At 48.2% G+C, this 21355-nt stretch carries 18 protein-coding genes, 1 other RNA gene and 1 other annotated feature; all 19 genes read right to left on the bottom strand.

What is annotated here, in order from left to right; genetic code table 11:
* Positions 1-29 precede the first annotated feature (29 nt).
* The gene (locus DWY25_RS14130; protein ID WP_117895782.1) at positions 30-659 is read right to left on the bottom strand and encodes a hypothetical protein; all 630 of its coding nucleotides are present in this window, start codon (positions 657-659) and stop codon (positions 30-32) included.
* A gap of 2 nt (positions 660-661) precedes the next feature.
* The gene (gene mnmG, locus DWY25_RS14135) at positions 662-2524 is read right to left on the bottom strand and encodes a tRNA uridine-5-carboxymethylaminomethyl(34) synthesis enzyme MnmG (RefSeq protein WP_117895783.1); all 1863 of its coding nucleotides are present in this window, start codon (positions 2522-2524) and stop codon (positions 662-664) included.
* A gap of 6 nt (positions 2525-2530) precedes the next feature.
* Positions 2531-3481 carry a hypothetical protein gene (locus DWY25_RS14140; protein WP_117895784.1) on the bottom strand — a complete coding sequence of 317 codons (951 nt, stop codon included), beginning with the start codon at positions 3479-3481 and terminating at the stop codon, positions 2531-2533.
* A 351-nt stretch (positions 3482-3832) separates the two neighbouring features.
* Positions 3833-5500, bottom strand: a complete 1668-nt coding sequence (locus tag DWY25_RS14145; RefSeq protein WP_117895785.1) for a formate--tetrahydrofolate ligase — start codon at positions 5498-5500, stop codon at positions 3833-3835.
* Between the two features lie 16 nt (positions 5501-5516).
* A complete protein-coding gene (recR, locus tag DWY25_RS14150; protein WP_006058165.1) occupies positions 5517-6110 on the bottom strand; it encodes a recombination mediator RecR in 594 nt (197 codons plus the stop codon).
* 4 nt (positions 6111-6114) lie between these two features.
* Positions 6115-6423: a YbaB/EbfC family nucleoid-associated protein gene (locus DWY25_RS14155; protein ID WP_006058166.1), complete on the bottom strand. Its 309-nt coding sequence runs from the start codon at positions 6421-6423 to the stop codon at positions 6115-6117.
* A 3-nt stretch (positions 6424-6426) separates the two neighbouring features.
* The gene (dnaX, locus tag DWY25_RS14160; RefSeq protein WP_117895786.1) at positions 6427-8268 is read right to left on the bottom strand and encodes a DNA polymerase III subunit gamma/tau; all 1842 of its coding nucleotides are present in this window, start codon (positions 8266-8268) and stop codon (positions 6427-6429) included.
* A gap of 90 nt (positions 8269-8358) precedes the next feature.
* Positions 8359-8904, bottom strand: a complete 546-nt coding sequence (gene tadA / locus DWY25_RS14165) for a tRNA adenosine(34) deaminase TadA (protein ID WP_117895787.1) — start codon at positions 8902-8904, stop codon at positions 8359-8361.
* A gap of 16 nt (positions 8905-8920) precedes the next feature.
* Positions 8921-9018: signal recognition particle sRNA small type (ffs, locus tag DWY25_RS14170), an RNA gene on the bottom strand.
* Positions 9019-9194: 176 nt separating this feature from the next.
* On the bottom strand, positions 9195-9503 hold the full coding sequence (locus DWY25_RS14175; protein ID WP_117895788.1) for a hypothetical protein: 309 nt from the start codon (positions 9501-9503) through the stop codon (positions 9195-9197).
* Between the two features lie 128 nt (positions 9504-9631).
* Entirely contained in the window at positions 9632-10621 is a 990-nt protein-coding gene (locus DWY25_RS14180) for a C45 family autoproteolytic acyltransferase/hydrolase (protein WP_117895789.1), read from the bottom strand.
* Positions 10622-10806: 185 nt separating this feature from the next.
* A complete protein-coding gene (locus DWY25_RS14185) occupies positions 10807-11232 on the bottom strand; it encodes a GNAT family N-acetyltransferase (RefSeq protein WP_117895790.1) in 426 nt (141 codons plus the stop codon).
* A gap of 121 nt (positions 11233-11353) precedes the next feature.
* Entirely contained in the window at positions 11354-12637 is a 1284-nt protein-coding gene (gene serS / locus DWY25_RS14190) for a serine--tRNA ligase (RefSeq protein WP_117895791.1), read from the bottom strand.
* 38 nt (positions 12638-12675) lie between these two features.
* Positions 12676-12877: a binding site (T-box leader), on the bottom strand.
* A 141-nt stretch (positions 12878-13018) separates the two neighbouring features.
* Complete coding sequence (locus DWY25_RS14195; RefSeq protein WP_117895792.1) at positions 13019-13996, bottom strand: helix-turn-helix transcriptional regulator; 978 nt, start codon at positions 13994-13996, stop codon at positions 13019-13021.
* A gap of 301 nt (positions 13997-14297) precedes the next feature.
* Positions 14298-16847 carry a DNA gyrase subunit A gene (gene gyrA, locus DWY25_RS14200; protein ID WP_117895793.1) on the bottom strand — a complete coding sequence of 850 codons (2550 nt, stop codon included), beginning with the start codon at positions 16845-16847 and terminating at the stop codon, positions 14298-14300.
* A gap of 12 nt (positions 16848-16859) precedes the next feature.
* Positions 16860-18788 carry a DNA topoisomerase (ATP-hydrolyzing) subunit B gene (gene gyrB / locus DWY25_RS14205; protein WP_117895794.1) on the bottom strand — a complete coding sequence of 643 codons (1929 nt, stop codon included), beginning with the start codon at positions 18786-18788 and terminating at the stop codon, positions 16860-16862.
* Between the two features lie 2 nt (positions 18789-18790).
* On the bottom strand, positions 18791-19897 hold the full coding sequence (recF, locus tag DWY25_RS14210; RefSeq protein WP_117895795.1) for a DNA replication/repair protein RecF: 1107 nt from the start codon (positions 19895-19897) through the stop codon (positions 18791-18793).
* On the bottom strand, positions 19894-20097 hold the full coding sequence (gene yaaA / locus DWY25_RS14215) for a S4 domain-containing protein YaaA (RefSeq protein WP_117895796.1): 204 nt from the start codon (positions 20095-20097) through the stop codon (positions 19894-19896). Before yaaA ends, recF begins: the two co-directional genes overlap by 4 nt.
* A gap of 102 nt (positions 20098-20199) precedes the next feature.
* Positions 20200-21321, bottom strand: coding sequence for a DNA polymerase III subunit beta (gene dnaN / locus DWY25_RS14220; protein ID WP_006058296.1), 1122 nt, complete (start codon positions 21319-21321; stop codon positions 20200-20202).
* Positions 21322-21355: the final 34 nt, after the last annotated feature.

Below are 21355 nucleotides of genomic sequence, written 5' to 3' on the forward strand. Positions count from 1 at the left end.
TGCGCGCCGCCGGCGGCTTATGAAATCATTCAGGCCGTTTTGCCGGTGATGAATTCGCTGTACGGCAGCGTTTCGATCCAGGCGCAGAAAGCCCGCCATTCCGGCAGCCGGTGCGTGCGGCGCTGCAGATAGATGGTTTTGAGCTGACGGTAATTGGTCGTCATGCGGGCCGTAATGCGGAAACCACAGGGATTGGAGTAAAGAATCTGCAAGTAGCGTTCATTCAGCTCCGCCTGCAAAGTCTGCTTTTCCGCCGGTTCTTCCGTTTCCTTCATCCGGGCCTGCAGGTCGTTGTAGGCCTGGACTTTTTCCTTCATGATCTGAACCATCCGCGGATCGACGTAATCAATGTACGCGCTGTCCAGATCAAATTTCGTTATCCGGTGCATCGTCGACTGGCTTGAAACGAAGTCGAGGAAATGGTAGCGCTCGGCTTCCACCCAGGCTTTGTTGGTCAGCGTCAGATCCATCTGCACGATAATGCCGTTCATAAAATTGTCGTGGCCTTCGCCCTGCTTGCTGGTGGCGAGCTTGACGACGGTCGGGGTGACGTCCTCGCTGACCTTGCTCAGATCGGTCGCCATCGGATATTTGCTTCCGCGCACGCTTTCTTCTAAGCCGTAAACGTGAACGCGGGAAATCACTTCTTCATAGTTCATTGTTATTGTTCCTTTCTGTGACGTTGTTCGAGAACCATCGCGAGCATCGCGACGTCAGCCGGCGATACGCCGGAGATGCGGGAGGCCTGGCCCAGGGTATGCGGCTGGATCGCCTTGAGTTTCTGGCGGCCTTCCAACGAAAGGTGCTGAACCTGATCATAATCCAGGTCTTCCGGCAGGACGACGTGGTCCATCGCCATCATTTTCTCCGCTTCCTTGCGTGCTTTATTGATATATCCTTCATATTTCAGCTCAATTTCCGCTTGCGCGGCCGCGGCGGGGTCGAAATCAAAGTCCAGCGCCGGTTTCAGCATCGCCACAGTGATGTGCGGACGGCGGACGAGTTCCTCCGCGCTTACGCCGTCGGTCAAGGCTGCATAGCCGACCGCTTCCAGAGCGTCCTGGATCGGACTTTTCGGCGTCAGACGGCAGGTTTTCAGCTGTTCCTTGAGTTGTTCAACCTGAGCACGGCGGTGTTGATAATCCTGCCAGCGCTGCTCGCTGATGCTGCCCAGCTCATAGCCGTAGCGCATCAAGCGCTGATCGGCATTGTCGTGCCGCAGCAGCAGCCGGAATTCCGCCCGGGAGGTCAACAGCCGGTAAGGTTCCTGCGTGCCCTTGGTGACCAGATCGTCGATCATCACACCGATGTAAGCTTCATCCCGGCGCAGAACTAGCGGCGGTTGATTGCGCAGCTTGAGCACCGCATTGATCCCGGCCATTAACCCCTGGGCGGCAGCTTCCTCATATCCGGAGGTGCCGTTGATCTGACCCGCTGTAAACAAATTTTCCACCACCAGGGTTTCCAGCGAGGGTTTCAGCTGAAGCGGATCGATCGCGTCATATTCAATCGCGTAGGCATATTTGCGGATCACAGCGTGTTCCAGCCCCGGCAGCGAATGCACCATCAATTCCTGCAGATCCCGCGGCAGCGAGGTGGAAAAGCCCTGGACATAGGTGGTATCCAACGCTTCTGATTCCGGTTCCAAAAAAATCTGATGGCGCGGCTTATCGGAAAACCGCACGAGCTTATCCTCAATCGAAGGACAGTAGCGCGGGCCGACGCCTTTGACCACGCCGGAATACATGCTCGACTTTTTCAGATTGGCTAAAATCAGTTCATGCGTCTGAGGCGTCGTATAGGTCAGATAACAGAGCTTCTGATCCTCCGGCTTGCGAATCGTCTGCGTCGTCGTGGAAAAGGCGACGAACTGATCGGTGCCGGGCTGCGGTGTCGTTTTGGAGAAATCAATCGATTCCGTCAGCACCCGCGGCGGCGTCCCGGTCTTTAACCGGAAGGTTTTTAAGCCAGCCTGACGCAGCGATTCGGAGAGCTTGTTCGTGGTAGGTTCTCCATCGGGACCGCTGGGCGTGACCTCGCTGCTGATCATAACGGAAGAACTCATATAGGTACCGGTCGTCAGAATGACGGCCCGGGCTTCCAGGATCTGGCCATCCTCCATCGTGATGCCGGTAATTTTTCCGTTTTCAACGAGAATCCCGGTGCAGATCCCCAGGATCAGCCGCAGGTGTTCCTGACGTTGAATTTCTTCCTGCATCCGCCGGGCATAGGCGAGCTTATCGGACTGCACCCGCAGCGATTGTACGCCCGGGCCTTTCGTGGTATTCAACATTTTAAATTGCAAAGCTGTCTGATCGGCAGTGATGCCCATCTGACCGCCCAGCGCGTCGATTTCCCGGACGACGATCCCTTTAGCCGGGCCGCCGACTGAAGGATTGCACGGCATCTTGCCGATGTTTTCCAGACTTAACGAAATCAGCGCCGTTTCGCAGCCCAGGCGGGCCGCAATCAGCGCCGCTTCAATTCCGGCATGACCGCCGCCGACAACGATGACATCCAGCATGTTTGATCAAATCCTTTCTTCTCCCTGATTTAAAGCGTCGATGGCTCGCATGACCTCGGCAGGCAGCGGTTCTTCACCGACGATCTCAAAATGCAGCGGAATGTGATATTCGCTCCACCGGGAAAACTCCAGCTTCATCAGCGCGCAATGGCCGATCAAATACTGCAGCTTCCGGTAGAAGTCTTTTGAAGTATAGACGAATGGGATCAGGATTTCAATCCTTTCCCCCGTATAACAGACCAATTCGGTCTTGCTTCCCTTGATCAGCTCTGTAATCTTTTTCTCCTCAGCCTTCTGGTCGATGGTTTGGCGGGCTAACCGCCGCAGTCGCTTTTTCTCGCTTTCCGTGTAAAAGGAGTCGCCGGCCTTTTCAATGATCTGCGACAGCTGATGCTTGATCTGTTCCTCTTCCAGATCGAAGTTCTGGCTGAGAGTTTCGCTCATCGCCGCCATCCACATATCGACGCCGGTTTCCTTGGCTTTGTTCAGCACCTTGGACGTCGCCTGCGGGTCTTCCTTATCGAGATAGATATAGCTTTCCACTTTATTGGAGATGGCGACACCGATCTCGCTTAAATAAATTGGAGCTTGAAAAAACACAACGTCGGTGAGATACAGGCAATTCATCAGCTTCGGCATTTTCTTATTTTTAGAAACCTTGACAATCGCGTCGTACAGTTCATCCTCGCTGGCATACCCGTTTTCCGTGCCGTAGACGTTCCACATCTGACGAAAACTGAGCGTATGGGCTTTCTGAAACCGACCATAACCCACGATCCCCTTCTCGCGGTGCCGCCCGCGCTCGCTGCCTTTCGCCAGAAAAAACAACAGGTCGCCCGGCTTGAAATCCGTAAATTTCTTGGAATTGCTGGGACGCCAGAAATTCATCGTCCGGTTTCCGTTCAGGCGATGAAATTCGATCATATTCCGGTCTGTAATGTATGCGATGGATGCCATGAAAACTCACCTCTATGCCTTTTATTTTACCATTTTCCACGTGCTGTGAAAAGGAAACAAAGTTGAACAAGTCCGGAAGTTGCAGGAATTTTTCAGTGTTTCTCCTTTCTGCCCGATATGGGTCAAACTCATTTCCATTTCTATCAAAATTTTAAGTAGTTAAGGGTTCCCTGAATTCTGCATATCGCTTTGATACAGGCAATAGATTGAAAATTATTCAAGCCATTTAGATCTGTCCTTCCTCTTTTCATTGAAAAGATAAAAAAAGATGAGGCCGTTTATAACCGCTTCATCTTCTGTTATTCAATTTATCCGGGGTTTCCATACTTTTCAACCCGTTCATTTTAAGACTTAGAAAATTCCGTAGGAAATGCCCTTTTCATTGATGCCCATGTGGAGCGCCGCCGGATCCTTCGGCAAGCCTGGCATCGTCATGATGTTTCCCGTCAGGACAACGACGAAGCCCGCGCCTGCGGAAATCCGCAGTTCCTGAACATGAATATCAAACCCTGTCGGCCGGCCGACAATCTTCGCGTCGTCTGTCAGTGAATTCGGAGTTTTCGCCATGCATACCGGCAGCTTATCCCAACCAGCCTGCTTGAATTCTTCCAGCTGAGCTTTTGCCCGGTCGCTGAAGATAACCGAACGTCCGCCATAAATCTTCCGAACGATCGTTTCGATCTTTTCTTCCAAAGACAGATCGAGATCATACAACGGTTCAAATTTGGAGTCTTCTTCGCACATTCTGACGACTTCCTGCGCCAGATCCACGGCTCCCGCTCCGCCGCTAGCCCAGGCATCGGATAAGACGACGCGATGACCGTTCTCTTTGCACCATTGCAGAATTGCGTTAACTTCCGCCTGTGTATCCGCGCTGAACTTGTTGATCGCGACGATATACGGCACTCGGTATTGCTTAATGGATTCGATATGTTTTTCCAGGTTTTTGATGCCTTCCAGAATGGCTGGAACATTTTCTTCTTTCAGCTGATCCGCCGGAACGCCGCCGTGCAGCTTCAGCGCTCTGGCCGTTGCGACAATGACGACCGCATTCGGTTTCAGCTCGCCGTAGCGGCATTTGATATCAAAGAATTTCTCTGCGCCCAAATCCGCACCGAAGCCGGCTTCCGTAACGACATAATCTGAAAGCTTCAGCGCCATCCGGGTGGCGATCAGACTGTTGCATCCATGCGCGATGTTCGCAAACGGCCCGCCGTGGATGAACACCGGCGTTTTTTCCAGCGTCTGCACGAGGTTCGGTTTCAAGGCTTCCTTCATGACCAGCGTGACTGCGCCTTCAACCTGAAGATCGCCGACCGTGACCGGCTGATCGTCATAGGTATAAGCGACAACCGCCTGACTGACGCGCTTTTCAAAGTCCTGAAGATCTTTGGACAGGCACATGATCGCCATGATCTCCGTCGCGACCGTGATGATGAATCCGTCTTTGCGTTCGACGCCGTTGGTTTTCTTATCCTGCGCGATCGTAATGCTGCGCAGCGTCCGGTCATTCATATCCAGACAGCGCTTCCAGACGACCTTTGTCGGATCGATGTTCAGTTCGTTACCCTGATAAATGTGATTGTCCAGCACAGCGCTGATCAGGTTATTGGCCGCTGTAATCGCGTGCATATCACCGGTAAAATGCAGATTGATTTCTTCCATCGGCACCACCTGGGCATATCCGCCGCCGGTCGCCCCGCCTTTTAAGCCGAAAACCGGCCCCAGAGAAGGCTCGCGCAGACAGCCGATAACCATTTTATTGATCTGAGCCAGACCGTCGACCAATCCGATCGTGGTCGTCGATTTGCCTTCGCCGGCTTTCGTCGGATTGATCGCCGTCACCAGAATCAGCTTGCCGTTGCGGTTATCCGCGATTTTATCCATGATTTTTAAATCGATCTTCGCTTTGTTTTTGCCATATACTTCGAGGTAATCAGGATCAATTTTGGCCTTTCTCGCAATTTTCTCGATATTGTCCATCGTATTTTCCTGTGCGATTTGTAAATCTGTTTTCATCTTAACCCCTTCTCTCTTATTTAAGGCTTTTACGCCCTTCAAACGCTTTAATGAGCGTCAGTTCATCAGCATAATCCAGATGACCGCCCATCGGCAGACCATGGGCGATCCGGGTAACAAGCACGCCCTTTCCGGAAAGCAGCTTATCTAGGTACAGCGCTGTGGTTTCACCTTCAATGGTCGCGTTGGTGGCAATGATCACTTCTTCCGTTTCCGGTGTAATCCGCTCCAGCAGCGCATCAATATTCAGGTCTTCCGGCATGATCCCCTTCGATGTGGAAATCAAACCGTTCAGCACATGGTAAACGCCGGCGTATTCCTGCATTTTTTCCATGGCGATCACATCCTTCGGCGACTGCACAACACAGATCATCCGGGAATTGCGATCCTCGTTCTGACAGATCGGACATTCGTCCTGATCGCTGATATTGCCGCAGATCCGGCAGCGTTTAATGTCGTTCTTGCAGCTAATTAACGCCTGTGCAAACAAATCAATCTGTTCCTGCGGCGCATCGAGCATCGTAAAGGCGTAGCGTTCGGCCGTCTTGGCGCCCACGCCCGGCAGCAGCTGAAAGCATTCAATCAGTCGTTCAAATGACTTCGGATACATGCAATCAGAAAGCTCCCGGCATCTTCACGCCCTGCGTAATCTTATTCATGCGTTCTTCTTTATCTTTTACCGCGGCGGCTAAAGCGGCGTTCACCGCAATCATCATAGTATCCTGAAGCATTTCCCTGGAATCCGCAGTCAACAGATCTTCGCTGATCTCAATACTGGTTACTTCCATCTTTCCCGTCAGCGTGACTTTCACAGCGTCGCCGCCGGCCGTTGCCGTATATTCTGTGGCTTCGATCTCTTTCTCGACCTTGCCGATCTGATTCTGCATCTGCTGCGCCTGCTTTAATAAATGTTGAATGTTCATTTGTTATTCCTCCTCGATGATTTCGACATTCTCGGTCCCGAACAAATCGTACAGTTTCTCAACTACGCCTTGTTCCGGCTCGGTTTTCTCTGCATTGCCTGCTTCCTCGCAAATTTCAACCGGCGCTACATGTGCGGGTTCCGGCAAAGTTCCGCTGCGTGAGCGGGCGAGGAAATCGTTCGTTTCTATTTTAAACTGTTCCTGCGTAATCGCAAAGAGTTGTTTTCTGATTTCTAAATTTTCATAACAAAAGCGGTTGATCTGCGACTTCATGGCCGGGTCGTTGATCTGGTTGGCCAGCGCCTGATAGGACACGCAGATCAGGATGTAATTTTCTCCGCACGCCACAATGCGTCCGTTCCGCAGAAGATTGGCAATCCGCGCGCAGTTGAGATCACGGTCACGGCATTTCTGATCGATCAGCTTCCACTGATTTTCATCCTTCATCCGCATTTCTTTATTTGCGCCCGCTAAGAGCTGCATCACGAATTCATAATCCAACGGTTGAATTTCGAACTCTGGATGGACTTCGACCGGTTTTTCCTGGATTACGCGTCCGGTTTCTTCCGGGGGTGCCGGAAGCGGCGACATCATTTCTAGTGGCAGCGTATCTTCTGTCAAATCAACTTCCTCCGGCATCAGCGTCGATTCACTCTGCACTTCCGGCTGAGGCTTTCCCGCTGAGGCCTGAGGCGAAGCTGGAATTGACGGAGCTGCCGCCGGCTGGGAATAAACGGGCGGAATCACCGCAGCGGTGCGCTGGGATTGATCCAATTCCGCCATCATTTTCAATACCGCAACCTCAAAATAGGAAGCGGCGCTGCTGGCAGTGCGGTATTTTTCCAAGGTTTCCATCAAGATATCGATCAACGCTAATAAATCGCGCGAGCTTTTTCCGTTGATGATCGCATTGGCTTCTGTTTCATTAATTTTATTTAATAACGTAACATCCTGAGTATAAATGAAAATGACGCACTCTTTCAGGATTTCGATCAGATCGGAAGTCAAACGTTTAATATCGACGCCTTTTTCGTTCAACACGCGGATTTTTTCCAACAAAGACTGAGCCTGATGCTGGAAAATCCACTGAAGCATCTCGATCTTCTCACTCACGGTCGTGATCCCGTAAATTTCATTCACATGCGCGGCAGTGATGTGATTCTGTGCATACGCAATGCATTGATCCATGATGCTCAAGGCATCGCGCATTCCGCCGTCAGCCAGCTGAGCGACTAATCGCAGCGCTTCATCCTCACATTCAATGTGTTCTTGTTCCAGAACGCAGCGAACACGCGTGATGATCTCATTTTGACCGACTTTTGAGAAATCATAGCGCTGACACCGCGAAATAATGGTCGGCAGGACTTTCTGCGGTTCTGTCGTTGCCAGAATAAAGATAACGTGGGACGGGGGTTCTTCCAATGTTTTTAACAGAGCGTTAAAGGCACCGGAAGACATCATGTGAACTTCGTCGATGATATAGACTTTATAGCGTCCTTCCAACGGCGCGTATTTTACTTTTTCAATCAGTTCGCGGACTTCGTCAACGCCGTTGTTGGAAGCGGCGTCAATTTCCACGATATCGGGATGATTACCCTGTTGAATTGCCAAACAGCTGCGGCACTGATTGCATGGCGCATTCTGTTGATCTTCGCAGTTCACCGCTTTCGCCAACAGCTTGGCGATCGTTGTTTTTCCGGTTCCGCGAGGGCCGCAGAATAAATACGCGTGGGCTATTTTATTTTGTTTTACCGCGTTTTTCAGCGTAGTGACAATGTGCTGCTGACCTACGACTTCTTCAAAGGAGGATGGTCGGTAGGTCCGATATAACGCTTTATAACTCATGCCTGATTCCTCCTTCGCTGACTTACTTATTATAACAAAAATGAGCCATCATTAAAATGAAAACCCATTTTTTTACGATATTCGTTTCTGTTATTTTTTGGCGTCCTGACAGGCTTGTCCCGGATTAGAAGACGCTGTGGATTTTTGTTCTTTCTGTGCGTTTTTCTTCATTCTTTTTTGTTTGAAAAAGGTTTTAAGAAGCATGGCGCAGTCCTCGCTCAGCACTCCGCCCAGCACTTCGGGATAATGATTAAAACCCGGGATATCATAAAGGTTAAAACACGTTCCGACGCTTCCACCCTTCGGATCCGCAGCGCCGTATACAACCTTTGCGATCCGCGACTGAAGAATTGCCCCGGCGCACATCGGGCAGGGTTCCAGCGTAACGTAAAGGACACAGTCTTCCAGACGCCAGGATCCGATTTTCCGGCAGGCTTTCTCAATCGTGACGATTTCCGCATGAGCCAGGGATGATTGCTTCTTTTCCCGCAGATTATGGCCCCGGGCAAGAATCTTTCCATCATGGACAAGAACTGCTCCGATAGGAACTTCGTCCAAAGCTTCTGCTTTCCTTGCTTCTTTGATCGCCTGACGCATGAAGTATTCATCATTTTTACTTTTACTGTTTTCCGCCATGTTCTGAACCTCGATTCAAGAAAATAAAAAGGGTACACACAAACAGGGATTCTTATGGCTGCTACCTTCCGGTCCTGACCAGGTTCAAATATGTTTGTTGTACCGTTTATTATTATACTCAATCCTTGCTTAAACCGCAAGTGACTGCCTGGCTTTTTTGACACAAACTCTTTATAAGCCTTAATGAGGAAATTTTGAATGTTTCACGTGAAACATTTCAGATGAATTCAAAGAAAATATTCAGTTTTTTAATCAATCTCAAATCATTTATCCGTTATTTATGATTATTCTTATTGATCTTTGTCATTCACAACGCGGATGACTTTCCCCACTCCGACTGCGTTTCTTCCTTCCATGATTTGAAACATCTGACCTTCCTTTACCTGATCATAGTGACTGTTCTGAAAAGTAAATTTGATTTTCGCTGTCGACCAGGTGTCAAATTCTGATATAGAACAATCCATAAAGGTAATGCCCCAGTATTCATCCGGATTCTGCCCTTCGAACAGGGCATCTGGCCGGTATCCTACGACAGGCAGATATTGACGCTTGTTGGAATAAAAGAACACTTCGGATAGGATGACTTTGTTATCCTCCATAAAAACACCTTTCCTTCGATATAAACTAACAAGTTCGCATTCTTTTCATTAAACTTTGTTTAAACAACAGTTACAGAAGACTATTGATAAAGACGTAGTCTTTAAGTGTCTTCAGTTATACTTTAAGCTTAGAAATCGATTTTAATTGTCTCATACACTTCTCTTGATGGATTGCCATCACAAAACTGGATTTTCTCATCATTGAGATCATAAATCACAGACCAGACTGTATCTCCGCCGCGTTTGCGGTCATATTGACATAGAAACCCTTGTTTTCCCATTAATACGTCTTTCAAGTATTCCATACTCAGCACATTTTGATGTTGAAAGGCTTTCTGACACGTTTTCAATCGCAATCCTGATTCCATATCATCAATATTTCTTGGATTATAGGGCCTCATGGCATCGCTGACAAACTGATTTACAGAATATAAGATGGAATGAGATTGAATGATCTCGATATGCTGAGCGCTGCATTCAACAACCGCTTTATTTCCTGTGCTGTCGGCCATCGTTAAGACCTGAGATGAGCCAATCTTCATCTTTTTGAGCATAGCAATTGCTTCATCCACGCTTGCACAGTGCTCTAATAAGATCCTGACGATCATTCCAGCATTTAAGCCACAATGTTTTTGTGCGCTGTAAATAAAAGTCAGTCCAACTGCGAAGCCTTTTTCATTTATTCCGTCTTCCATTTCAACAAAAGCCGTTGTGTTACCTGTAAAAGCATAGCCTGATGTCGGTTTAATGACACAATGACTATACATTGGCTGCATCGCTGTCAAAAAATCACTGTTTCTTCCTAATAAGAGATGGCCGCGATGATCTAATCCTGTAATACAGGTACAGAAATTCATTGCGGTATAAACATACATGCTTAATAAGAATTGAGTCAATGCCTCCGCATCGCATCCATTTCCTTGCGCCACTCCTTCAATTTCTTCCAGAATTGCCGGATAATCAGATTTATACAAGAATTTTACGGATTCAGTGTACTCTTTTCGTTCTTTCGTACCGGAAGGCAACGTCGAGGACAGATTAACGCCCTGTTCCGCAAAATATTTTCCATATTGAAAACCAATCTCTCGCGGAGTTCCGACTAAATTTAAATTGTTCATCTTCTATTCTCTCCTGATTTCAGGAGCTGGCGCCAACCCCATAATTAGGATAACTGAATAAAAATTACTTGTCTATGCTTAAATTTTATTCTTAATTTTCTTTTGCTTTTACGGAAATTCACTTGTTGTATTCTGATGTTTCACGTGAAACATTCAAAATAACTGTTTTTAATGACATTCCTCGATTATGGACGTTTCCATTGCATGAGAAACTCGATTTCGCCTGTTTCCTCATCAATAAGCTGTTTATGAATAACAAAGCCTTCCTTAAGATAAAATTTCAAGGCTCTCTGATTCTTTTGATATACGTACAGCGTCAATACTTCATTTCTTGTCTTTGCCCATTCGATCAAAGAATGTCCAATCCCTCTTGATTGAAAGTTGCTATTCACAAATAAACCTTCAATCTTGGTTTCATTCATTCCAATGAAACCGACGATATTACCCTCAATCTCCGCAATTTCAATAAGACTATGGGGAAGCATTTTCCTCACTTCTTCTTTATTTTTCTCCCAATAATCGGCTTCAATAAACGAATGAGCCTGCCGATTGCTTTCCAACCAGATCTGAACAACAGGATCAAGATCGTCTGTTTTCATCTTTCTTAACATTTTTACCTCCATTACTGCGCTTTGCGCAGTCACAAATATTGCATGACAGCAAGCTAGATTGCTTTACTTTCACACTTTTCTCCTTATCAATGAAAAAGGGGATCGATTTCCCCCTTCATCACTATTTTTTCTCGATTTTTGTCTTTCCGCCCATATACATTCTTAACGGTTCAGGAATATTCACCGTTCCGTCAGCGTTTAAATTGTTTTCCAGGAAAGCGATCAGCATTCTAGGCGGCGCAACCACTGTGTTGTTCAGAGTATGCGCGAAGTACTTGCCTTCTTTGTTTTGAACACGAATGCCTAAACGACGAGCCTGCGCATCGCCCAGATTGGAACAGCTTCCAACTTCAAAATACTTCTTCTGACGCGGAGACCAGGCTTCGACGTCGCAGCTCTTTACTTTCAGATCCGCCAGGTCGCCCGAGCAGCATTCCAGCGTTCTGACAGGGATATCCAGGGAACGGAAGAAATCGACCGAGTTCTTCCACAGCTGATCATACCAATATTTAGAATCTTCCGGCTTGCAGACAACGATCATTTCCTGTTTTTCAAACTGATGAATCCGATAAACACCGCGTTCTTCAATGCCGTGCGCCCCTACTTCTTTACGGAAGCACGGGGAATAAGATGTCAGCGTCTGCGGAAGCTGTTCTTCATCAATAATCGTATCAATGAACTTGCCAATCATGGAATGTTCACTGGTACCGATCAAATACAGGTCTTCCCCTTCAATTTTATACATCATGTTTTCCATTTCCGCAAAGCTCATGACGCCGGTGACCACGTCGCTGCGAATCATAAACGGCGGGATGTAATAGGTAAAGCCACGATCGATCATGAAATCCCGCGCATAGGACAGAATTGCGGAATGCAGACGGGCAATATCGCCTTTTAAATAGTAGAAACCATTTCCGCTTGTTTTCCGGGCGCTGTCCAGATCAATTCCATCAAACGACTCCATGATATCCGTATGATAAGGAATCTCATAATCAGGAACAACTGGCTCGCCGAATTTCTCAATTTCAACGTTTTCACTATCATCTTTTCCAATCGGTACTGTTTCATCAATGATATTCGGCAGCACAAGCATAATCTTTTTGATCTCCGCCGCTAATTCTTCTTCCTTCACTTCCAGATCAGCCAGTTGTTTCGCAATATTAGCGACTTCTTTCTTCGCTTCTTCCGCTTTATCCTTTAATCCCTGCTTCATGAAGCCGCCGATCTGCTTACTGATAGCATTCCGCTGTCCCCGCAGACTGTCGCCGTCGGTTTTTGCTTTTCGGAACTGCCGATCTAATTCAACAACCTTATCGACTAATTCCAATTTCTGATTCTGAAACTTCTTTTTAATGTTTTCTTTGACTACTTCTGGATTTGTACGCAACAAATTGATGTCCAGCATAACTATTTCCTCCTTTTAACATAAAAAAGGCCCGCCCAGTCAGGGACGATGCCTCGTGTTGCCACCCTAATTACTGATGTTTCACGTGAAACATCAGTCGCTTGAATCGTTAACGGCGATAACCGGAAAGGTTTACTTTCACTCCGAGGTGGATTTCAGTACAGATTCACAACAACTCACACCAACCGCTGTTTCTCTTGAGAAAATCTTATACTTACTTGTCCTCATCTACGTTTTAACATCTTCATTTTAATCAAGCCTTATTTTTTTGTCAATGGATAAAACAAAACCGATGCATTTCTAGTCCCTTTCCCTTCAGTTTGGCTTAAAACAAAGAGAATAAACCTTAAGTGAAGCTAGTTTATTCAAAATCTAAGTTCATTACTCTAATACCTTACGAACCGGCCGGATATATTTCCAGGTTTGCTCCGGATTGAAGTAAAAATAAAGAATCCGCCCTGGCGTCGTTGTATCATAACAATATCCCGTTTCACTGAAATCAAATTCAGCCATTGCTTTTTCAACCTGTTCCTCAATACTCCGGTTTTCCTGTTCATAATTAAACGGTCCATGTTCAAATACGAGATATTCACCTTCAGGAATCTCTGTTAAAATCATCTGCGGAGGTACTTCCCCATGATAATCTGCAGGAAGCCGCACGCCGTAACATTCTGTTCGAGGAAATCCCCAATCACACAGCCGACCTTTTGGATCATTCATATAAGCCATAACCTGTCCGCTGCCGCTGTTTGTTTCACTGCCGCCGTCATCATCCAGTTTTCCTTTAATGCTGTCCAGTAAACCGCAGATTGTTGCCTGATCCTGTCCTGAAATCAAATTTTGTTTCTGCCAAAAATCCCAATATCCATTACTTTCATAATTTTTGATATACAGGAACTTATGAGCTGGAATTGTAACAAAGTAAATCTTCAAGTCTTCTGTTGTTTTCATCATACCGATTTCTCCTAATCCTAAAAAGTAGCGGTCAAACGGATTGATTTTAGTGCGTAGAACGACAGGTTTCGGATGTTTCCGATAGTCGCTGGGCGTTATGCCGTAGGTATGTTTGAATGAACGGGTAAACGCTTCATGAGAAGAAAAGCCATAATTCAAAGCAATTTCAAGCATGCTTTTCTCACTATCGCGCACTTCTTTTAAAGCAAACGCCAGTTTCCGATACCGCAAATAATCCCGGAACGACATTCCCGATATAGCTTTGAATTTACGCGTCATATAAAATTCAGAATATCCTGATCGTTTCGACAAATTAGCCAGGGTTAAATCTTCATTACTCTGTTTCTTGATTTCCTCGTCGATTTCATCGACGACCTGCTGAATTTGTCTTTGCCATTCAAACATCACGTTCTTTCTCCTTCCGCTGCTTTAACTGTATTATAGAAATTCAGAAAATTTTCCGCTTGATCTGAATTGCCTTCTTTACCTACTAAAGTTTTTTTCCAGCTTTGTTTTTCTCATCTTCTCAACCTTTGAATAACTTGAATTATTTTCTATTTATCTATTGTTTCTTATTTCTTTTTACGATTCCTCGTTCAATTCTTCTTTTTCCAACAATATGTATGATAAATAAATTGAAAAAAAGCTATATCTACTAAGTAATATAGCTTTTTCTCTTATCTGTTAGCTTTGTTTCTAACGTTATCTACTCAGCATTTTCCTCAGTCTGAGCATCTTCTTCCTGAATTCCAGCTGTTTCCTGATCTGTTTTCTGATTCAGCTCGCCGTTTTCATTATCGCCTTCTGTTTCCTCATCGTCTTCCGATTTATATACAATCGCTACCGTAGAAACGGTCTGATTGTCTTCCACAGAAATCAACTTCACGCCCTGCGTATTCCGGCTGTAAACCGAAACTTTCTCCAGACTGATTCGGATGACAATGCCCTCGTTGGTCATAATCAGGCAGTCCTCATCGCCGTTGACTGCGCGTAAGAAGACCAGCGGTCCGTTCTTATCCGTAACCTGAACCGTCTTTACTCCCTTGCCGCCGCGGTTGGTCATCCGGTAGTCCTCCAGCTTGGATTTCTTACCATAACCCTTTTCCGTAACAGACAGGATGTACTGACCTTCAAAGTCAGTCGTCATGCCGATCACCCGGCTGCCATTGACATTGAAGCCCTTCACACCGGTCGCGGTCCGGCCCATCGGACGAACGTCGGTTTCGTTGAAACGAATCGCCTGGCCATTGGCCGCCGCAATCAGAATCTGACTGCTGCCGGTCGTCGGTTTCGCGCTGATCAGTTCGTCACCCTCGCGCAGATTGATCGCAATCTTACCCGACTGACGGATATTCTCAAATTCTTCTATCGGCACACGTTTGACGATTCCCTGAGCCGTTACGAAGAACAAGAACTTCGCCGGAGAATTTTCGCGTTCCACCGGCACCATCGCCAGCACCTTTTCATCCTTATCCAGATTCAACAGGTTGACGATCGGAATGCCCTTGGAAGTCCGGGAAGCCAGCGGGACCTGATAGCCCTTGATCCGGTAAACTTTACCCTGGTTAGTGAACATCAACAGGTAATCGTGCGTCATCATCGTCAGGAACTGATCGACAATATCATCTTCATGCATACTCATGCCCTTGATGCCTTTGCCGCCGCGGTTCTGCAGCCGGTAAGTATCGACAGGAATCCGCTTGACATAGCCGTTGACCGTCATTGTGATCACGACGTCTTCCTGCGGAATCAGATCTTCATCCTGCATATCAATTTCAGCGTCGATGATTTCGGAACGGCGCTTGTCATTGTACTTTTCTTTAATCTCCGTTAATTCTGTACGGATGATTTCCAGGACGCGGCTATGATTATTCAGAATATCCTTCAAATCGGTAATCTGCGCCATCAAGCTGTCATACTCTTCTTCAATTTTCTGCCGTTCCAAACCGGTCAGACGTCTGAACTGCATATCCAGAATTGCTTTCGCCTGAATTTCGCTCAAGCCGAAGTTTTCCATCAAACCGTTCATCGCAATGGAAGTATCCTTAGAACTGCGGATCAGGCTGATGATCGCGTCAATGTGATCCAGCGCAATCTTCAAGCCTTCCAGGATATGCGCACGATCCTCCGCTTTCTTCAATTCAAAGCGTGTCCGGCGCACCGTAACGTCGATTTGATGATCGAGATAGCATTTTAAAACATCCTTCAAGCCCAGCTGCTGCGGAGCATTGTCCACCAAGACGATCATATTCACGCCAAACGACGTCTGCAGCGAGGTCATGCGGTACAGCTGATTTAAGATGACGTCGCTCTGTACGTCCTTTCGCAGCTCAATGACGATGCGGATGCCTTCCATGTTGGATTCATCACGCAGATCGGTGATCCCTTCGATGATTTTCTCACGGACCAGGCTGGCGATCTTCTCGACCAGCGCCGCCTTGTTGACGACATACGGAATTTCCGTAACAATAATCTGTTTTTTGCCGTTGGGCATATCCTCGACCTTGACCTTGGAGCGGATCATGATCGATCCTCGGCCGGTTTCATACGCCTGCTTAATGCCGGCACGGCCTAAAATATAACCGCCCGTCGGAAAATCCGGTCCGCTGATGTAATCTTCCATCAGTTCCATAACCGTAATATCCGGATTATCCATCACCGCGAAAACCGCGTCGATCGTTTCACCGAGGTTATGCGGCGGGATGTTGGTCGCCATGCCGACGGCGATCCCGGTTGTGCCGTTGACTAATAAGTTCGGGAACCGGCAAGGCAGAACCACAGGTTCGTGTTCCTCACCATCGTAGTTATCCATCCAATCGACAGTATCTTTGTTGATATCGCGCAGCAGCTCCATCGAAATTTTGGACATGCGCGCTTCGGTATATCGCATGGCCGCCGCGCCGTCGCCGTCGACCGAACCGAAGTTGCCGTGGCCGTCGACTAACGGGTAACGGTAGCTGAAATCCTGGGCCATCCGAACCATCGTTTCATAGACCGCGGTATCGCCGTGCGGGTGATATTTACCGATGACTTCACCGACGATACGCGCCGATTTCTTATGCGGCTTATCCGCGACGATGCCTAAGTCGTTCATCGCGTACAAAATGCGGCGGTGAACCGGCTTCATCCCGTCCCGGACGTCCGGCAGCGCCCGCGCCACGATAACGGACATGGAGTAATCCAGAAAGGATGTCCGCATTTCACTGGAAATATTGGTTGTTTTTATATTTCCGTGATTAAAATTGTTCTCATCCATCGACGATCCTCCTTAAATATCCAAATTCTTGACGAAATGCGCGTTTTCCTGAATGAAATTGCGGCGCGGTTCGACTTCGTCGCCCATCAGCATCGAGAACACGGCATCCGCATCCATCGCGTCTTCAATCGTCACCTGAATCAGCGTTCTGACTTCCGGATCCATCGTCGTTTCCCACAGCTGTTCCGGATTCATTTCACCTAAACCTTTGTAGCGCTGGATGTTCAGCCGATCGCCCATTTCCCCTTTCGCCTTATTCAGCTCGTCGTCCGAATAGGCGTAGCGGACCTGTTGACCCTTCTGGATCTTATACAGCGGCGGCTGCGCGATGTAGACGAATCCGCCTTCGACCACCGGCCGTAAATAGCGGTATAAGAAGGTCAGCAGCAGCGTGCGGATATGCGCGCCGTCGACGTCGGCATCGGTCATGATGACGATTTTATGATAGCGCAGCTTCGTCACGTCGACTTCCTCGCCGACCCCCGCGCCGAAAGCGGTGATCATCGATCGGATTTCGTTGTTGTCAAAAATACGATGCAAACGGGCTTTCTCGACGTTCAAAATCTTACCCCGCAGCGGCAGAATTGCCTGAAACTTGGAATTTCTTCCCTGCTTCGCGCTTCCGCCGGCGGAGTCACCTTCCACCAGGTAAATTTCGCAGATCTCTGCGTTTTTACTGGAACAATCGGCGAGTTTCCCCGGCAGTGCGCTGATTTCCAACGCACTTTTCCGGCGCGTCAGTTCCCTGGCTTTTTTCGCTGCCAGCCGGGCTTTCGACGCCAGCTGCGCTTTTTCGATGATCAGCTTCGCGCTGTTTGGATTTTCCATTAAAAACCGTTCCAGCTGTTCGCCTAAGATGTTGGAAACGATCTTGCGCACCTCGGCGTTGCCCAGCTTGGTCTTCGTCTGTCCTTCATACTGCGGATCCGGATGCTTGACGGAAATGATCGCCGTCAGTCCTTCGCGCACATCATCGCTCTGCAGTCCTTCCTCGTCTTTTTTTAACAAGCCCGCTTCCTTGGCATAGTTATTTAACGTGCGGTTGAGCGCCAGCTTAAAGCCTTCCTCATGGGTGCCGCCCTCGCCGGTGTTGATGTTGTTGCAGAATGAATACACGTTCGGCACGTAGCCGTCGTTGTACTGCATCGCAATCTCCACCTGAATACCGTCCTGTTCGCCTTCCACGTAAATGATTTCTTCATGGATCGGCGTTTTATTTTTATTCAAAAATGCGATGTATTCTTTTAAGCCGCCTTCATACAGGAACGTATGCGACCGCTTCGCTTCATCTTCCATTCTTTCATCCGTAAACAACAGCTTGATGCCTTTGTTTAAGAACGCGATCTGGCGCAGCCGGTCATACAGGACGTCATGGTTGTACGCGACCGTTTCCGTAAAGATCGTCGCATCCGCCATGAACCGGACCAGACTGCCGTGCTTGGATGGATCGCAGGTGCCGATCTGTTTCAGCGGTGCGACCGCTTTCCCGCCGTTTTCAAAGCGGATAAAGAAGACCTTGCCTTCTTTGTAAACCGTGACTTCCAGCCATTCGCTCAACGCGTTGACGACCGAGGCGCCGACGCCGTGCAGACCGCCGGAAACTTTATAGGCCCCGCCGCCGAACTTTCCGCCGGCATGCAGCACTGTAAAAATCGTTTCGACCGTTGAAATTCCTGTTTTCTCATGAATTTCAACCGGCATGCCGCGGCCGTTGTCTTCAACGGTAACGATATTCTGAGGATCGACAGTAATCTCAATCTCTGTCGCATAGCCGGCCAGCGCTTCGTCAATCGAGTTATCGACGATTTCCCAGACCAGATGATGCAGGCCCTTTTCCGAAGTCGAACCGATATACATGCCAGGCCGTTTTCGGACTGCCTCTAACCCCTCCAGCACTTGAATATCATGCGAGGTATAAGAATGCTCTACTGGTTTTTCCATATTCAATTCATGTCCTCCTTCCAAGGTCGTATCTGACCGCTGTCTATTTCTGCAATTTTAGGTTTTCGCGACAGAAACGGAAGCAGTTCCGCGATTTCTGTCGTCGTAATAAACGTTTGGATTTCCGGGGAAATCAAAGAAAAAAGGTTTACCCTTTTCTGTTGGTCAAGCTCCGACAGTACGTCGTCTAAAAGCAGCACCGGCAGCTCGTTAAGCCGCTCTGCAATGAAGTCGATCAGCGACAGCTTCCATGCCAGCACGATCATTCGCCGCTGTCCCTGGGAAGCATAGCTCAGCACATCCCGCCCGTTGAGCTGAAAACTCAGATCATCGCGGTGAACGCCGCTGGACGTCGTCTTCAAGATCCGGTCGCGTTCACGGTTTTCGAGCAGTTTCCGGCTGATTTCTTCCCGCATCGCATCCGGTTCGGTTTGTTCTGTGATCGTGTGATAAGCCGCATTGACCTGCGCTTCTTCTTGCGCTAACGCGCTGTAAGTCCGGCTTAAGCTTTCATTCATCTTGGCGATGAACTGCCGCCGCATCGCAATGATCGTCAGCTGCTGCTCAATCATCTGCTGATCCAGAACCTCCAGCATCGCGTTGTCAAGATGTTCGCGTTTCAACAGGCTGTTGCGCTCTTTTAAAAGCTTCATCATGGCGCTCAGCGCCTGCATGTACCGCGGCGACACCTTGCCGATCTCCACGTCCATCAAACGCCGGCGAACCTTCGGGGGCGCTTCAAAAAGCTCTAAATCTGAAGGCGCAAACAGCACCGCGTTGAGCTTACCGATGAATTCGCTGGATCGGGAAACCGGCTTCTGATGAATCATCAGCGTTTTTCCTTTTCCATGAATCACCGCCGACAGCACCATCTCCGGCTCTGTGTTCAGCCGGCATTCCGCTTTGCAGAAGTCCTGGCCTTCCCGGATCATATCCTGATCCCGCACAGCCCGGTGAGAACGTGTCGTCGAAAGCAGTACGATGCTTTCCAGAAGATTGGTTTTGCCCTGCGCGTTTTTCCCGATGATGACATTCATATGCGGATCCGGGATAAACTGGCAGGAATCATAGTTTCTGAAATTCTTCAGGCGGATCTGATTGATCTTCATCGTTCGATCGTATAGCGCTTATCCTCAATACTGATTTGATCACCCGGATAGAGCTTGCGGCCGCGCCGGTCTTCTTTTTCACCGTTGACCGTGATCTTGAGTTCTTTCACGGCAAACTTCGCTTCACCCCCGGAGGAGATCCAGTCCGTCATTTTCAGCAGCTGTCCCAAGGTAATGAATTCAGTATCAATTTTGATCATTGTCAGAGTCCTTTCCTGCCTATGGCCTATCAGGTAGATTATACCACAAAAGCAAGTAAAAAGCACCGCCTGGGTGCCTTTTATTTCGTGTTTCGCGAACTTTTATGAGTAGGTTCTGACCGGCAGAACGAGCTGCAGAATTGAGTCGTCGTCTGTGTTGCGGATGACAAACGGTTTCATCTCACCGCTGAACAGAATCTTGATGGTGGTCGCGGATAAGACGCGGATCGCTTCAAAAACATATTTGCCGCTGAATGAAATTTCAAGCGGATTGCCTTCATAAGTGAGAATGTTTAAATTTTCGACCGAAGATCCGACTTCCTGCGATTTGCTGGAAATGACGACTTCTTCGCTGTTGGCGCTCAGCTTGACGATGGAAATACCTTCGTTCTTGATAAACGACGCGCGGTCGATCGCATTCAGCATATCACGGGAATCGACTGTCAGTTCATGCGCGAATTCTGTCGGAATTAAACGAGCGGTTTCCGGATAGGCGCCGTCGATCAGACGGGTCTGGATCACGGTTTCACCAATCCAGAACTGCGCTTTCTTATCCGAGACGGCAATCAGCACGCTGCTGTCCTGAGCGATCGTCTTGGACACTTCATTTAAGCTCTTGGCTGGAATCGTGATGTTAAAGTTGTTTTCCGAGGTCAGATCGACGATCTTGCGGGCTAAACGGTAGCTGTCGGTCGCGACGCATTCCAGTCGCTTGCCGCTGCACTTCATGTTGACGCCGGTTAAGACAGGACGGGTTTCCCGGTCGCTGGTCGCGAATGTCGTCTGGCTGATGACCTTTAATAAGACGTCGGCGTCCATTTCAAACTGCTGACCCGGACGTGTAAAGTCGATTGCCGGATAGTCCAGGGCACGCATGCCGTTAATTCTGAATTCTGCCGACATTCCGCTGATTTTGGTCAGGGAGCCGTCGACGATTTCCAGTTCAATTTCGTCAGCGTCGATCTTTCTGACAATTTCAAGGATATATTTCGCTTCGATGACAATCGAGCCGGTTTCTTTGACGATCAGATTGATTTCTTCATCGCTGCCCTTCAAGGTGGTCTGGATGGAGATATCGGAATCGCTGCCGGTCAATACGATGGAATCCTGATTCACTTCAATTTTGATGCCGGACAACGCTGGTAAGGGCGAGTTGGAAGAAATCGCTCTGGATACGGTATTCAGCGCGGAGTAGAAAACTCGCTTGGAGATTTTGAAATTCATGGTGTACCTCCCTTGTGTTTTTATTAAGTATTTA

The organism is Holdemania filiformis, assembly GCF_003459085.1.
In the GTDB taxonomy this organism is placed as follows: Bacteria; Bacillota_I; Bacilli_A; order Erysipelotrichales; family Erysipelotrichaceae; genus Holdemania; species Holdemania filiformis.